This window comes from Mesorhizobium sp. M0058, from assembly GCF_040323095.1.
In the GTDB taxonomy this organism is placed as follows: Bacteria; Pseudomonadota; Alphaproteobacteria; order Rhizobiales; family Rhizobiaceae; genus Mesorhizobium.
Map to the genome: position 1 here is coordinate 420,261 of NZ_JAMYUQ010000002.1, position 14,360 is coordinate 434,620.

At 61.8% G+C, this 14,360-nt stretch carries 14 protein-coding genes; 8 read left to right on the forward strand and 6 right to left on the reverse strand.

What is annotated here, in order from left to right:
- Positions 1-142: 142 nt before the first annotated feature.
- Together NKJ75_RS04925 and NKJ75_RS04930 are read right to left on the reverse strand one after the other, a co-directional pair.
- Entirely contained in the window at positions 143-346 is a 204-nt protein-coding gene (locus tag NKJ75_RS04925) for a CsbD family protein (protein ID WP_023682266.1), read from the reverse strand.
- A 266-nt stretch (positions 347-612) separates the two neighbouring features.
- Positions 613-1,383, reverse strand: coding sequence for a CGNR zinc finger domain-containing protein (locus NKJ75_RS04930; protein WP_352499255.1), 771 nt, complete (start codon positions 1,381-1,383; stop codon positions 613-615).
- Between NKJ75_RS04930 and NKJ75_RS04935 the strand changes: the two genes are divergently transcribed.
- Positions 1,370-2,341 carry a DMT family transporter gene (locus NKJ75_RS04935; protein WP_023746311.1) on the forward strand — a complete coding sequence of 324 codons (972 nt, stop codon included), beginning with the start codon at positions 1,370-1,372 and terminating at the stop codon, positions 2,339-2,341. The genes NKJ75_RS04930 and NKJ75_RS04935 overlap by 14 nt on opposite strands.
- Before the next feature lie 276 nt (positions 2,342-2,617).
- On the opposite strand, the gene NKJ75_RS04940 is transcribed toward NKJ75_RS04935, so the two are convergent.
- From NKJ75_RS04940 to NKJ75_RS04955, 4 genes are all read right to left on the reverse strand, one after another.
- Entirely contained in the window at positions 2,618-2,878 is a 261-nt protein-coding gene (locus NKJ75_RS04940; protein ID WP_023746312.1) for a hypothetical protein, read from the reverse strand.
- Positions 2,879-3,050: 172 nt separating this feature from the next.
- A complete protein-coding gene (locus NKJ75_RS04945; RefSeq protein ID WP_081726106.1) occupies positions 3,051-3,212 on the reverse strand; it encodes a winged helix-turn-helix domain-containing protein in 162 nt (53 codons plus the stop codon).
- Between the two features lie 670 nt (positions 3,213-3,882).
- The gene (locus tag NKJ75_RS04950; protein WP_023746314.1) at positions 3,883-4,773 is read right to left on the reverse strand and encodes an adenylate/guanylate cyclase domain-containing protein; all 891 of its coding nucleotides are present in this window, start codon (positions 4,771-4,773) and stop codon (positions 3,883-3,885) included.
- Between the two features lie 415 nt (positions 4,774-5,188).
- Positions 5,189-6,217: a LacI family DNA-binding transcriptional regulator gene (locus tag NKJ75_RS04955; protein WP_023834198.1), complete on the reverse strand. Its 1,029-nt coding sequence runs from the start codon at positions 6,215-6,217 to the stop codon at positions 5,189-5,191.
- Positions 6,218-6,574: 357 nt separating this feature from the next.
- On the opposite strand from NKJ75_RS04955, the gene NKJ75_RS04960 reads away from it, so the two are divergent.
- The 7 genes from NKJ75_RS04960 to NKJ75_RS04990 all read left to right on the forward strand — a co-directional run bounded on the left by NKJ75_RS04960 (position 6,575) and on the right by NKJ75_RS04990 (position 14,306).
- Positions 6,575-8,188: an extracellular solute-binding protein gene (locus NKJ75_RS04960; RefSeq protein WP_023746316.1), complete on the forward strand. Its 1,614-nt coding sequence runs from the start codon at positions 6,575-6,577 to the stop codon at positions 8,186-8,188.
- An 81-nt stretch (positions 8,189-8,269) separates the two neighbouring features.
- A complete protein-coding gene (locus NKJ75_RS04965) occupies positions 8,270-9,130 on the forward strand; it encodes a carbohydrate ABC transporter permease (RefSeq protein ID WP_023746317.1) in 861 nt (286 codons plus the stop codon).
- Positions 9,127-10,083: a carbohydrate ABC transporter permease gene (locus NKJ75_RS04970; protein ID WP_023834197.1), complete on the forward strand. Its 957-nt coding sequence runs from the start codon at positions 9,127-9,129 to the stop codon at positions 10,081-10,083. Before NKJ75_RS04965 ends, NKJ75_RS04970 begins: the two co-directional genes overlap by 4 nt.
- Positions 10,080-11,171: an ABC transporter ATP-binding protein gene (locus tag NKJ75_RS04975; RefSeq protein ID WP_352499256.1), complete on the forward strand. Its 1,092-nt coding sequence runs from the start codon at positions 10,080-10,082 to the stop codon at positions 11,169-11,171. Before NKJ75_RS04970 ends, NKJ75_RS04975 begins: the two co-directional genes overlap by 4 nt.
- Before the next feature lies 1 nt (position 11,172).
- The gene (locus NKJ75_RS04980) at positions 11,173-12,234 is read left to right on the forward strand and encodes an ABC transporter ATP-binding protein (protein WP_023746320.1); all 1,062 of its coding nucleotides are present in this window, start codon (positions 11,173-11,175) and stop codon (positions 12,232-12,234) included.
- 35 nt (positions 12,235-12,269) lie between these two features.
- A complete protein-coding gene (locus NKJ75_RS04985) occupies positions 12,270-13,367 on the forward strand; it encodes a Gfo/Idh/MocA family protein (RefSeq protein ID WP_352499258.1) in 1,098 nt (365 codons plus the stop codon).
- Between the two features lie 24 nt (positions 13,368-13,391).
- Positions 13,392-14,306 carry a sugar phosphate isomerase/epimerase family protein gene (locus NKJ75_RS04990; RefSeq protein ID WP_352499259.1) on the forward strand — a complete coding sequence of 305 codons (915 nt, stop codon included), beginning with the start codon at positions 13,392-13,394 and terminating at the stop codon, positions 14,304-14,306.
- The last annotated feature ends 54 nt before the right edge of the window (positions 14,307-14,360 follow it).

Consider the following 14,360-nt stretch of genomic DNA (forward strand, 5'->3'; position numbering starts at 1 on the left):
AGATAACGACGGGCACCTTTGGCGGTTCCACGTCTCTCGGTGAGCGCTATTGTCGTGAGACGAAAAGGCGACAGGAAGCGCGGCAAAAAAGGGCGCCGTACCTCTCGGAGCCCTTTTTCAAGTTCAGTTTGGAACCGGCGACCTACCAGCCTTGCCGGCCATACCAGTCATCGATGTCGCGCTGAGCGCGGTCCTTCTCAATGCCGTAGCGCTCCTGAATCTTGCCTTCCAACTGATCGCGGTTGCCGGCAATACGGTCCAGATCATCGTCTGTGAGTTTGCCCCACTGTTCCTTGACCTTGCCCTTTACCTGCTTCCAATTGCCTTCGACACGGTTCCAGTCCATGGCACCTATCCTTGTTTGTTTCGGACTGAGAAAAACGCCGTAACGCTACCGGAGTTCCCGTCAAGTTTGAGCAGATCGACCGATCGAAGCGTGGCGAGGTAGGCGGCCCCGAAGCAACCCGCTCTGGAACGCGATGATGGCTTGCCGCGCCGGCTGTGTTCTCCACAGTCTTGGCCACAGTCGCTCGCGAGACCAGCTTCGTTGGACAAACAGCGACAGGGATAGCGTGAAGCCAACTATGCTGCGTTGGTCATCCAAGCCTGGCGTCAGATACTAATCTTGCTGTTGGGAGCCATGTTCCCTGCGGCTTTTGCCCTGAAGCGCCTTACCCGGCTGCGTGTGCCGCAGCTCTCATCCGAGCACCACCGCCTGCGCCCGCCACGCGAGGTGTCAATGAAAAGCCAACCGCAGTTCGGCCCGGTGCACTCGCGCACGCGGCGGCGGTCATTCCTGGACACCAAAAACTCGGCTGTCTCAAAGGCCACGCGGTGGCCGATCGTGTTCAGACTGGCTGCGTCGGTCCACTGCCAAGCGAGGCGGTCGCCGGACGGGAAAAGCGAGCGCTTCGGCAGGGCTAGGGCGACTGCATCGCGCACGATTTGCAAGGCATCGTCCGGCACCCGGGCGCCTGCCGCCTCGGCCTGGAGAGCCGCGTAAACGGCCTCGCGCAAAATCTTGGCCTTTTCCAATGTCGCCTCCGCAAGGAGCGGGCGGGCGGAAGCCTCCGCGAGCAGTGCTCGCGCCTCATCGACGTCGATCAAATCGGCACGTCCAGCCCAGACGACCAGGTCGGCATAGGTCTGCAAGAGGTCTGGGCCCCATACATCGCGTCGCGCGTCGACCGTGTTGACGAAGTCCAGGCAGGCGTGACCGCCAACCATGCGCATGTCGACGATAGTCTTCGCAAAATCCATCCCGGAAACATCGGTTGGCGGAACCGTATTGGCAAGAGGCCGTTGTAACGAAATAAACGTCTTATGGCCGTTACGACGAACCAACAACGCCCAGCGAAGGCTGCTTCCGATGAACCGCAACACAGCGACATTTTTGGTTTTATGTGTGATCTGGGGCACCACGTGGATCGGTATCAAGGCAGGGATCGCCACCGTGCCGCCTCTGATGTTCGCAGGCACGCGTTTTACAGTAGCCGGCTTGCTGATCCTCAGTGCGACGCGCCTAAGGGGCGCTGCTCTACCAGGGGTGGCGAAAAGGAGTTGGCCGCGCCTTTTCGTTGTTACGTTGTTTATGATTCCGCTTTGCTATGGCCCACTCTTTTGGGGCATGCTCTACGTCGATACGGGCACCGCGGCTGTTCTTGAGCTTTCGCTGACCCCCGTCACGCTGCTTGGGTTTGCGTTGCTTCTGGGGGACGAACGCTATGACGGCCGCAGGCTCTTTGCGATTTTGCTCGGTGCGGCCGGTCTGTGCGTCCTGTTCGGGCCCGAAGCCTATGCTGGTTGGACACACGCAGACCAGCAGGGCAGGGGGCTCCGGCTGCTGGCGATGACAGCGGTGGCGTCGGCAGCTTTAATCTATGCATGGGGTTCGGTGCTCGCGCGGCCGCTTCTTGAGGTATATTCATCGGACTTCATCGCCGGCTTCACCACCCTTTTCGGGGGCGCATTCCTAATTCTCATCTCACTCGTTGTGGAGCCAGGCGCGGCCGCGGCTCTAAAAGGCGATTGGGGCTGGCCGGCCTGGGTCGGGTGGCTGTTCCTCGTGCTGTTTGGTTCGTTCATAGGCTACACTCTATTTATCCGGCTCCTGCACGAAATCGGCGCCTCGCGCGCCGGAGCATTTGCCTTCGTCTCACCCGTGATTGCCGTCGTGCTTGGCATCATCACCTACGGCGAGGAGGTTAGCCTGATCGACATCATCGGCATGGCTATCATGCTCTTCGCAGCGTTTCTTGCGCTACGCGAGCGCAAACAGGAAACATCATCCGCTTCCCCACCGTTGATTCCACGCTCCGCGCGGGCCGATGGCAGAACATGAAAGACGGCGCGCGCATCCAGCCGCCAATCAGCCTTGAGATGGAAAAGCACAAGGTTCTCGTCTATGCGAAAAGAGGGCTCTCCCGGCAGCGTATCCCGCCTACCACCGGCGGCGAGGAAAGCTTCAGCTCATACGACAACACTAGTCGGCGAGGGATTTTGCCGAGTTGCTGTCAAGATTGCAGGCGGGATTTGATGGAAAAATCGCGAGGCTGCAATCAGCGACCTATTCGTTCCGATGGCAATGCAGGCTATCCGCCAACACGTCGACAAGCTGTCAGCCGCATCGCTTCAGTTCCGCCACCTGAACCCCGAGACGGAATGCCTGACCATCGGCATAAGAACGTGCATAGCTTTCCGCTTCGAACGGAAACGTCAGGGTGCTGCCGTAGGCGGTGATGCGGACCGTCCACTTCTTGTCGCGAACGAGTTCGACCGAATTGTCGGGCGACGTCATGATTTCCTCCGGCACCAGCAAGGCGAAGGCACGGATAGCGTCGCAAAGGTTGTTTGAATGCAAACAATCCGACACGCTCATGTCGCTTGTTCTATACGCCTCGACTTTCTCTCGATTAGCGTAGCGCCACGGCTGCAATGTTGGTGGCGCTAAGTCCCCTAGCTACCAAGACCTTTCCCATCGCGTCGGTCCCCTTGCGGCGTCACGCAGCGACCTTTCTGAACCCGATCGCCGAGATCGTCAGCCCGCAGTGTCATCGAGAGAATAGCCGGCAAGCCGCACGGTGCGAATGGCAACTCTGCGACGACTGCTTCAACAACTTTCGCGACTGGCTCATGTGAACGTCGACCACCTGGGCGCTCACACTGGCTTTCTGCGACCAGCCGGCTGCGATGAATTCATCACGGCTGATCACCTTTCAGGATCCTCGAGCATGTGGCGCACCAACTTGAACTCGATCGGCCCAAGAGGAATCTCCCCCCGGTGCTGCAAACACGGTGGTATCGAGCTCCATCTCGACGTCGCGATATGTCAGTGGTCTGCGCTTCTGCGCCAATTTCGTGACGGTAGCCCAATCGCGAGCCTTCGCAGGTGGTCGAGGAGCTATTGCGGCGCAAATGGTCTGATGAAGCGTTCGTCGACCCGGGCTGCAACAGCCTGTGCTGACCTTCAGCGCCTGGGGATATCAAGGCGACACAGGGCAGGGAATTGGTCCGGGCATTCCGCTTCAGCCGGCCGCTCCCGTCGCCAGCTCATTGTCTGGCCGACAGTCCAGCACAATTCGCACGCACCGGCCTTTTCGCGGCAAGACCTAGCGCGTCATCGATCGAGCGGGCCAGCTTGCTGCCGAAGCCATCCACCTGCCGAATGTGGCTTAGGAGCAGGTAGAACTCCGCATCCTGCGAGGGAGATGCACCGGCCCGCGGCTCCGTCGAACTCAGCGAGGGAACGGAAGTCAGACGTTCCTGGATTGGCCTTGGCACATTTGTGAACGGTCGATCCCAATGGCTGTCAAAGAGTACGGCGCGACATTGAGGGCGCCAGCGAACCAGCTCTAAACCGGTCGAGCTAGTAGCCGGGCCGGGTCAATCCGAGACAATTTCGTAGTGAAGAAGCTGGGCTTCGTCGAGTGCCGACTTCACTCCAGGCGAGATGACGCCGGAGCCGAAGAGGATAATATCTTCACGGCGTACGAATACTTCATGGCCCAGTCCCATGGACACAAACGTGCCCGAAGAGCTTCGTTCGAGAAGCCGAGCTCTGCCATTCAATATGGTGAAGGCGGCGTGGCGCCTCGATACCCAGGGCCGCTCGACGATGATGTCGCATTCCGCCGATCTGCCGATTGTCACGGATTCGCCGTTCCGACAGGATCGCAGCTGATCTCTGTAGCGGATGACCAGATGAATCTGCCGCGGCAGGACCGAGCGTCTATCTGTAGTGGCGCCATGGCTGGTGATCTGCGTACCGGGGGCCCCATCGTCGCTCCACAGGGTATAGACATCGAAGAACTCTTGCTTCCCCTTCAAGGCCATTTTGTCGAGGAGCCGCAGGCCCTTGCGGCTTCTCGGGGAAAGGGCTTCGCAGAAGCTCTGGCTGATCAGCACCTCTCCGGGGTTCGCCGTGGTGGACAACCTTGCTGTGACATTGACAACGTCACCGAATATCGCGCCCCGCGCGCGAATGACCGCCCCGAAATGCAATCCGATACGGGCGCTTAACGGACCTTTAGTCAGTTGGTGGCTGATTTGGCAGACGGCCCTCAGCGCCATTTCCGGGCTCTCGAAGAGGCTGAGTATGTCATCGCCCTTCGAGTAAATGAAATCACCACCGTGCTTGGCGACGATCTCGCGCATCGTGTCCAGGCAATCCGAGACCTGCTGTAGAGCGGCATCGTCTCCGATCCGCTCATAGAGTGGCGTGCTGCCCACGACATCAGCTAAGAGGACTGCGGCAAGAAGCGTTTCCTGGTCCATCGATCTCGTGTCCGACCCAAAAAGTCAGCGTGCGTGTATAACACACGAGGTTGCCTGCGACATATCTGCTCGTGCGCCTGGGGCCGGGGCGATGCCTCAGGTGATCGTCGCGGACGGACGGGCGTATGCCATTCGTCGGCTTCGTGCCGACATCCAGAACCCTCTTCGCCCCAATCGTTCGCGACTAGGTGCTATGAGTGGACTTGGTCTTTTTAGGTTCGGAAAGGCTGACCGAGTTGCAACGGGCGGCGGCCTTCTCATGCACCATCAACCACGACCCGATCTTGTCCCTCCGACTTCGCGCGGAATGGTGCCAGATCGGCGGCTTTCAAGAGATCATTCGGGCTCTCGTTCGTATTTGGGACCGGTGGCGACGCCAACGCAGTGCTTTCCGATAAGATCACGGATCCATTGATCAGATTTCAGGTATATTCTCTTTGAAGATCACCTGAAGTCGTGGTTGATGCGGTTCATAGGTCAGGTGCCTGACAGAGTGGCTTAAAATGTTGAGGGCTTCCCGCGCCTCGACGCGCGGATTTTGATCTATGACCGCATCGAGCGTCCCATCCAACAAAAGTTCCTTGGTGCCGTCTGTCACCTCGTGGCCGAGAAAGAGAATGTCTTTGGCGCGTCCACGCTCCTTGAGCGCCCGAGCGATGCCGGTGTTGCCGGCGCCGACATTGTAGATCGCGGCAAGATCGGGGTGCCGGTCCAGAAGCGCTGATGCTTCCGAATAAGCCTTCTCTCGGTCATCCAGCATTTCGCGCATCTCGACGATCTCGAGATTGGGCGACTCCTCGGTCAAGATGTGCCGGAATCCCATCTCGCGTTCCTCATGGCCGCGATAGGACAGCGAGCCGGCGAACAGCGCCACCTTGCTTGGGCGTCCCGATTCCATGAATCGGTTGAGCAGATAGCCGGCCAGCCGCCCCGCGGCGCGGTTGTCGATGCCGATATAGGCCACTCTCGGAACATGCAGGATGTCGGAGGCGATGGTCACTACCTTGACGTCATTGGCCGACAGCGAGCGGATCGCCTCGCGCACCGTTGGATGATCGAGCGCGATCACGCCGACGCCTTGTGTCTGTCCACGCAATTCTTGCAGCAGGCGGGCGAGCCGGTCGGGGTTGAAGCCCTCTATGGTGGCGATGTGGACGTCGAGATCGGGGCGCGCCAAGGCCTGCGCCTCGATGTGTCGATGCAGCATCTTGATGAAGGAATTGGTGCCGGCCGGCAGAGCGAAGTCGAGACGGATGACCTCTCCAGGTGAGGGCCTGGGCGGCGCTCCGTTCGGGCCCTCCGCGATGTAGCCGAGGCGCTGCGCCATTTCGAGCACGATCTCACGCGTGCGCGCCCGCACACCGGGCCTGTTGTTCAGCACGCGGTCGACGGTGGCGGCGGAAACGCCGGCTTCCCGGGCTATGTCAGTCAAGGTGGAACGCACCGTCTTCATCTCCTCAATGCATCAGATCGCACAATGCCGCTAGCCCGTCCGACGGCACCACAGCTGCCAGCCATCAGCGATTCTGATGGGAAATGATGTATCGAGCCTTAGCCGATGCGCAAGGAGGTTGGGCTAAATCGCGTCGCCCGGCGTGATAGTCGCGTGCCAGAAAGGCAGATTTCCCATCAAATCGAGGCATTGAGCCCGTGTGCCGACCTTTGCATGACGTATTTTCTCTGCGGTTGCGGTGTTACGATGTATTTTGAGTATTTACGATGTTGACAGCCTTCCGGTGCTGCCGTCAATATCCCTCAATGGGCTCGTGGAGGAAACATTGGCCCTGAGGGAGGAATTCCAATGTCTGATCTGATCCGCATATCGCGACGCCGATTGCTGGGCTCCGGAGGAAAGGCGGCGGTGTTCGTAGCCGCGGCAGGTATCGCCCCGCAATTCATCCGTCCCGGCCGTGCCCTTGCGGCCGACGCGCTGGCGCCAGGCATGGTCGGCGGCCCCACCGGTTTCGAGGGCGCCGAGCGCTATCAATATGGCGCCGACACGCCGGAAGGCCGTGCCGTTGAGGCGGCCAAGGCCTTGAAGGGAGCTGGCAAGGCACCGGCCAAGATCGTACTTGGCCTGTCGGATGGCTCGATTGGCCAACTCACACAGCCTTTCCCGGCGGGTGCGCCGTCGATCCAGGAGCTGTGGGAAAAGGAAACCGGCATCCAGATCGAGATCGTCGGCCTGCCGAACGGCCAGGAATTCACCAAGACGATGCAGGACATCTCCACCAAGGGTGGGGCCTATGACATCTACTCGACGGAATGGAACCGCCTCGGCGACCTTGCCGAGACCGGCGGCATCGCCAAGCTCGACGACTTCGTCGCCCAGTACAAGCCCGAATGGGACGATCCCAAGACCGGCTATGTCGACGGCGCCAAGGGCGTGTCGCTGCTCAACAAATATCGCGGGTCCAACTATGGCGTGTCGCTGGACGGCGACTTCCAGACCTGGGTCTACCGCACCGACCTGTTCGGCGACGCCGCCGAGCAGAAGGCGTTCAAGGACAAATTCGGCTACGATCTGGCGCCGCCGAAGACCTGGAAGCAGCACAGTGACATCGCGGGCTTCTTCCAGCGCCCCGACAAGGGCCTGTTCGGCTCCACCGACCTGCGCAACCAGGGCTGGGGCTACACCAACTGGTATCAGCGCTATGTCTCGATGGCATCGCCCAACCAGTTCCTGTTCGGCGACGACGGCAAGCCGCTGATCAATTCCGAGCACGGCATTGCCGCCACCAACGAATATGTCGGCTCGCTCGTTCATCACTCGCCGGACGCGATCTCCTGGGGCTGGCCGGAGCAGTATGGAAATTTCGCCAAGGGCGGCGCGGCGATGACCTGCGCCTTCTCGAACCTGCCGAAATTCCTCGACAATGCCGGCAACAAGGATTCAGCCGTCACCGGCAAGATCGGCTCGATGCTGCCGCCCGGCCGCGAAGTCGACGGCAAGCTGATCAGCCGTTCCGTGCTGTGGTTCTCGCTGACCGGCATGGTCTCGTCTCAGTCGAAAAACCAGGAGGTCGCCTACCTTTTGCTGCAGTGGCTGGGCTCCGCCCGCATCTATGCCTGGATGAGCGCCAATCCGGGCGGCTATCTCGATCCGTTCCGGCTCTCGGATTTCTCCGATCCGCTGGTGCGCCAGACCTACCACGCCTACCACATCGACGTGGTGCGCGAGACCGTCGCCCGCACGGTGCCGACGATCAACTATCCCGGCGCCACCGCCTTCCACAACGCATTGGACGAAAATCTGATGGCGTCGCTGACCAAGGCCAAGACAGCGGAACAGGCGATGGCCGACACGGAAGCGGAGTGGAAGAAGATCGCCCGCCGCATCGGCGAGGACAAATTGCTCGAAGCCATCAGGACGAACAAGGAGGCCTGGCCGACGGTTCTCGACCCGATCAGCTGATCCGTCTCCCTGGATCAGCGCTGGAGGGGAGGAGCATCTGTTCCTCCCCTCAGCAGTCAACGCCACCAGCAAAGCAGCCAGATGAAGCGTTCCGTCCCCTTCGAGATATTCCGCTACGCCGCGATCTTCGCAGCGATGGCGGTGACGCTGGTACCGATCCTGTGGACGGTGTCGATGGCCTTCAAGCCGATCGCCGAATGGTCGGCGACCGGCGCCGACCTGACATGGTGGCCGAAGAACCCGACGCTCGGCAATTTCCAGTTCGTCTTCGGCGAGTCCAACAACAATCTGATCGTGGCGCTCGACCGCACCGCGCTGAAGCCGATCCTGTCGTCGCTGCTGTCTTCGGTGTTCGGCACGGCGATCGCAATGTCGGCGGGCACGGCTGCGGCCTACGGGCTGTCGCGTTTCGGCTCCGGCCAGAACCTGCCGCTGGCGCTGATCCAGCTCAGGCTGTTTCCGCCAATGGCGGTGATGATCCCGGTCATGATCATGTGGGCCTTCCTGAACTTCACCGACAGCTGGTTTGGCCTGGCCCTGATCTACGGCATCGTCACCCTGCCGTTCGCTTTCTGGCTCATGAAGACCTTCTTCGACGACATGCCGCGCGAGATCGAGGAAGCGGCGCTTGTCGAAGGTTGTTCGCGGTTGCGCGTCTTCACGCGCATCACGCTGCCGATGATGCGCGCACCCCTGGCCAGCGCCGCCCTCTTCGTCTTCATCCTCAACTGGTCGGACTATCTGATCGCGCTGCTGCTGACGACGCGTGAATGGGTGACGATCCCCGTCTACATGGCCTCGCTGTCCTCCTCGATGACCGGGCAGCTCTATGGCGCCAAGGCCGCGCTCGGTCTTATCGCCGCGGTGCCGCCGGTCATCATGGGCATCGCCATCCAGCGCCATCTGGTGCGCGGACTGACGTTCGGCGCGCTCAAGCAATGAGCGCGGTGACCGTGACTGTCTCAAAGGACGCAAAGGCCGCGCTTGGCAAGCCCGCGCTGCGGGACGAGGGAGCGCGGCTGGGATTCCGGCTGACGCTGCCGGCGCAGGTTTTGGTGCTCTTCATCTCCGTCTTCCCGCTGCTGATGCAGCTCTACATCAGCGTCACCGACTGGTCGCCGCTCTCCGGCCTCGGCTGGTGGAACGCATGGGAGATGTGGAACAGCTTCGCCAACTACACCGACCTTGCCGCCGATGCGCGCTTCTGGAGCGCGCTGAGGCGCACGGCCATCGTCATGGTCGTGTGCGTGCCCGTCGAATTCCTGCTTGGCCTGGCATTGGCGACGCTGTTCGCGGACGATTTTCCGGGTAAGCGGATCTTCTATTCGATCCTGCTGATGCCGATGATGGTGGTTCCGGCGGTGGCCGGCTACATGTTCTTCATGCTGTTCCAGTCGGGCGGGCCGCTGAACGACATCCTGTCGGCACTCAGCGGTTCCCGCGTCACCATCGCCTGGCTGTCTGACCCCACACTGGCGCTGATCGCGGTGATCATCGCCGATATCTGGCAGTGGACGCCGCTGATGTTCCTGATCCTGCTTGCCGGCCTGGTCGGCGTGCCGCAGGACCAGATCAAGGCGGCGACCCTGCTCGGCGCCAACCCGTGGCAGCGCTTCGTCACCATCGTGCTGCCGAAGATGAAGACGATCATCATCATCGCGCTGGCGATCCGCGTCATCGAGAACTTCAAGATCTTCGACACGCTCTACATCATGACCGGCGGCGGCCCCGGCGTCGCCACGGAGACGATCTCCGTCTACATCTACAAGGTCACGACGCAGGACCTGATCTGGGGCTATGTGGCGGCGATCGCGCTGGCCATCCTGGTCGTGCTTTCGATCGTTGCCGTATTCGCCATGAAGCGCATGGCGCGGGCAAGGCTGGTGCCGGCATGAGCGCGATCCAGCTGCGCAACCTGGTCAAGACCTTTGGCGAGTTCACGGCGCTGAAGACCATGGATCTCGATGTCGCCGATGGCGAGTTCATGGCGCTGCTCGGGCCTTCGGGCTGCGGCAAGTCGACGACGATGAACATGATCGCCGGCATGGAAGAGCCGACCAGCGGCAAGATCCTGTTTGGCGAGCGCGACATGGCCGGCGTGCCCATGGGCCGACGCGGCGTCGGCTTCGTTTTCCAGAACTACGCCATCTTCACCCACATGACGGTGCGCCAGAACCTTGCCTATGGGCCGCGGATGCGCGGTGCGGCGAAAGCCGAGATCGACCGCCGCGTCGGCGCCACCGCCGAGCTGCTGCAGTTGACGCCGCTGCTCGACCGCAAGGCCGACCGGCTCTCGGTCAACATCCTGCAGCGGGTGGCGATCGGGCGCTCGGCAATCATGGAGCCGGCGATCTTCCTGCTCGACGAGCCGCTGTCCGATGTCGACGCCGCCTTCCGGGCGGTGATGCGGACCGAGCTCAAGCAGCTGCAGCGCCAGTTCAGGCAGACGATGGTCTACGTCACCCATGACCAGCTCGAGGCCATGACCATGGCCGACCGCATTGCCGTCATGGATCACGGCGTGCTGCAGCAGGTGGGAACGCCGCTGGAAGTCTACAACAATCCGGCCAACGTCTTCGTCGCACGCTTCATCGGCGCCCCGGGCATGAACCTGCTGAGGGGGAGGCCGGCGGAGAGCGATCGGGGCCTGGTGGTCGATCTCGGGCCGCTGGGGGTCACGCCGACGCTGCCGGATGAGCTGGCCGCCACCTTGCGCGGATCGCGCTCCGAGGTGCTTTACGGCTTCCGGCCCGAACAGGTGTCGCTGGTGCAGAGCGGGCAGGGCCTCGCCATGCCGGTGAGCTTCGTCGAGCGGATCGGCGCGAGGACCGTCGTCCATCTCGGCGATGGCGAGACCGCCGTGAAGGCGGTGTTCGACAATAATGTCGGACTGTCGATCGGCGAGCTTGCCGTCGTCGCCCCCGTGGCATCGTCCGTGCGTGTCTTCGATGCCCGCAGCGGCATTGCGATGAAGGCAGGTTGACATGGCCGATATCGTCTTTCGCAATGTCAGCAAGCGCTACGGCACGACGCTCGCCGTCGACGACGCCTCGTTCACCGTCAATGACAACGAATTCTTCTGCTTCTTCGGGCCGCCGCTGGCGGGCAAATCGACAATCCTGCGCCTCGTGCTCGGGCTGGAGACGCCTGATGCCGGAGAGATCCTGATCGGCGGCAAACCGGTCAACACCGTCTCGCCGGCCGAGCGCAATGTCGCCATGGTGTTCCAGAACCTGGCGCTGTTCCCCCATATGAGCGCGCGCGACAATGTGCGTTTCCCGCTGGTCGAGCGCAAGGTCGCCGAGGCCCAGATCGAGAAGCGTGTCGCCGACGTGGCCGCCAAGCTCCACATCGGCCATATCCTGCACAAGCCGCCGGCGCAGCTTTCCGGTGGCGAGCGGCAGCGCGTGGCCATAGCCCGCGCCCTGGTGCGCGACCCGAACGCCTATCTGATGGACGACCCGATCTCTGCGCTCGATGCGCGGCTGCGCGAGGAAACGCGCGTCGAGCTCAAGCGCATCCAGCGCGAACTCGGCAAGACGCTGATCTACGTCACCCATGACCAGGAAGAGGCGATGTCGATCGCCGACCGCATCGCCATTCTGGAGAATGGCAGGATCCGGCAGATCGGCGCCCCGTCCGAGATCTACGACCGCCCGGCGAACACCTATGTGGCGCGACTGCTTGGTTCGCCTGTCATGAACATCCTCAAATCGGTGCGCGGCGACGGTGGCATCGAGGCCGCCGAAGGCGCGGTCAGCATCGACGATCGCGCTGCTCCGGCCGACGCGATCGAAATCGGGCTGAGGCCGGAGGACATCAAGGTCCGGCCCTGGGTCGACGGGGGCGTTGGCCGCCCGGCACGCGTGTTCGAGGTCGAGCCGCTTGGCGGCTACACGGTGGTAACGCTCGCCGCCGGAGAGGCGCGGCTGAAGGCGCTGCTGCGCGGCCAGCCCGACATCAGGCCGGATGCGGCGGTAGCGATATCCTGCGAGCCGGCCCGGGTGCACTATTTCGGGCAGGACGGAGGCGCGTTGGCGAGATGATCGCGGCTGCGAAAACAGAACTTCGGGAGGAAGACATGGCGAGCGAAGGCTTCGAGCCGGACGTGAAGGTCCGCACGAAAGAATACCGTATCGGCTGCATCGGCGCCGGCATGATCATGGCCGAGTGCCATCTGGCAGCCTATCGCGAAGCGGAGTTCAACGTGGTGGCGATCGCCTCGCGCACCCGTTCCAATGCGCAGAAGGTCGCCGCGCGTTGGGACATCCCGACCGTCCACGACACGCCGGAACAGCTGATCGAGAATCCCGAGATCGAGATCGTCGACCTTGCCTTTCCACCCGACCAGCAGCCGGCATTGATCCGCCATGCGCTGAAGCAGCCTCACATCAAGGCGATCCTGGCGCAGAAGCCACTGGCGCTGTCGGTCGATGAAGCCGTGAAGCTGCGCGACGAGGCAGTCAAGTCAGGCAAGATCCTCTCGGTCAACCAGAACATGCGCTACGACCAGTCGATGCGCGTCCTGAAGCAGATCATCGACAGCGGCGCACTGGGCGACATCGTCTTTGCGCAGATCGACATGCATGCGATCCCGCACTGGCAGACTTTCCTTCAGGACTACGACCGGCTGACGCTCGCCAATATGAGCGTGCATCATCTCGACGTGCTGCGCTTCCTGTTCGGCGATCCCTCGGAAATCACCACTCTGACACGCAAGGACCCGCGCACGACATTCGAGCATAGCGACGGCATCGCCGTCTCGACGCTGCGCTTTCCCTCCGGCGTGCTCGCCGTGTCGCTGGAGGATGTCTGGTCCGGACCGCGCCAGGAGGGCTATCTGGACGACCAGCACATCAACTGGCGCGTCGACGGCACCAAGGGTGTCGCCAAAGGCACGATCGGCTGGCCGAAAGGCGTGGCCTCGACGCTGACCTATGCCTCGACCGAGACGACCGGCGGCGAATGGGTCAGCCCGAGCTGGGACACGATGTGGTTCCCGCATGCCTTCATCGGCGTGATGGAGCAATTGCAGCACGCGGTGAAGACCGGTGCGCCGCCGGCATTATCGGTTGCCGACAACGTCAAGACGATGGCGCTGGTCGAGGCCGGCTACCGCTCGATCGACGAGGGCCGCACCGTCAAGGTTTCCGAAATCTCGATAAAATCAGCCAACTGAATCGCTTAGGGAGGAGTTCACATCATGATGCAGGCAGGTATTTTCACGGGCTATTTCCCGTACGGCCTCGAAGAGACGGCAAAGAAGATCCGCGGGCTCGGTTTCAACACGGTGCAGATCGACCTGCATTTCAGGGATATCGATCTGTCGGCCGGGCAGATCACTGAGGACAAGGCCAAGCAGGTGCGCGACGTCTTCCGCGACAACAACCTGCCGATCTGCTGCGTGTCGGGCTACACCAACATCATTCATCCCGACAAGGCCGAGCGCGACAAGCGCGTCGGCTATCTCAAGGAGATCATCCGCAATGCGCGCGCCTTCGGCTCGCCCTACGTGATCTCCGAGACCGGTACCTACAACACCGAATCCGACTGGGTGCATCACCCGAAGAACAAGACCGAGGAAGGATTCGAGGAATGCCGCAAGGTGATCGCCGAGCTTGCCCAGACCGCCTATGACCACGGCGCGGTCTTCCTGCTCGAGACCTACGTCAACAATGTCGTCGGTTCGGTCGAGGAGACGGTGAAGATGTTCGCGCAGGTCGACCATCCGGGCCTCGGCCTGCTGATGGATCCGACCAACTATTTCGAAACCCACAACATCGACCGGATGGACCAGATCCTGAACCAGGTGTTCGATACGCTGACCGACAAAATCAAGATCGCACATGCCAAGGACGTCAAGCGTTCGGGCAGCGACAAGTCGGAAAAGCATGCCGACATCGGCGACGAGGATGCGATGGAGAGCCACACGTTCCGCGGCGTCGGCGAGATCGAGCTGCCGGCGCCCGGGCTGGGATCGCTGAATTACGATCTCTATCTGCAGCGGCTGGCGGAAAAGCACCCAAACATCCCGGTCATCATCGAGCATCTCTCGGAAGACGACGTGCCGCGCGCGAAGAAATTCCTCGACGGGAAGTTCCGCGCCAACGGCCTGTGAGCGCCGGTTGCGCCGCCGGCGCATGGCGGCGCAACTCCAACCAAGGGAGGAATG

What these genes read in the sequence shown, in the direction of transcription:
- NKJ75_RS04950 (WP_023746314.1), bottom strand. Translation starts at nt 4,773, where the DNA reads ATGGACCAGGAAACGCTTCTTGCCGCAGTCCTCTTAGCTGATGTCGTG.
- NKJ75_RS04970 (WP_023834197.1), top strand. Translation starts at nt 9,127, where the DNA reads ATGAGCGCGGTGACCGTGACTGTCTCAAAGGACGCAAAGGCCGCGCTT.
- NKJ75_RS04960 (WP_023746316.1), top strand. Translation starts at nt 6,575, where the DNA reads ATGTCTGATCTGATCCGCATATCGCGACGCCGATTGCTGGGCTCCGGA.
- NKJ75_RS04935 (WP_023746311.1), top strand. Translation starts at nt 1,370, where the DNA reads ATGAACCGCAACACAGCGACATTTTTGGTTTTATGTGTGATCTGGGGC.
- NKJ75_RS04980 (WP_023746320.1), top strand. Translation starts at nt 11,173, where the DNA reads ATGGCCGATATCGTCTTTCGCAATGTCAGCAAGCGCTACGGCACGACG.
- NKJ75_RS04985 (WP_352499258.1), top strand. Translation starts at nt 12,270, where the DNA reads ATGGCGAGCGAAGGCTTCGAGCCGGACGTGAAGGTCCGCACGAAAGAA.
- NKJ75_RS04925 (WP_023682266.1), bottom strand. Translation starts at nt 346, where the DNA reads ATGGACTGGAACCGTGTCGAAGGCAATTGGAAGCAGGTAAAGGGCAAG.
- NKJ75_RS04990 (WP_352499259.1), top strand. Translation starts at nt 13,392, where the DNA reads ATGATGCAGGCAGGTATTTTCACGGGCTATTTCCCGTACGGCCTCGAA.
- NKJ75_RS04940 (WP_023746312.1), bottom strand. Translation starts at nt 2,878, where the DNA reads ATGAGCGTGTCGGATTGTTTGCATTCAAACAACCTTTGCGACGCTATC.
- NKJ75_RS04965 (WP_023746317.1), top strand. Translation starts at nt 8,270, where the DNA reads ATGAAGCGTTCCGTCCCCTTCGAGATATTCCGCTACGCCGCGATCTTC.
- NKJ75_RS04975 (WP_352499256.1), top strand. Translation starts at nt 10,080, where the DNA reads ATGAGCGCGATCCAGCTGCGCAACCTGGTCAAGACCTTTGGCGAGTTC.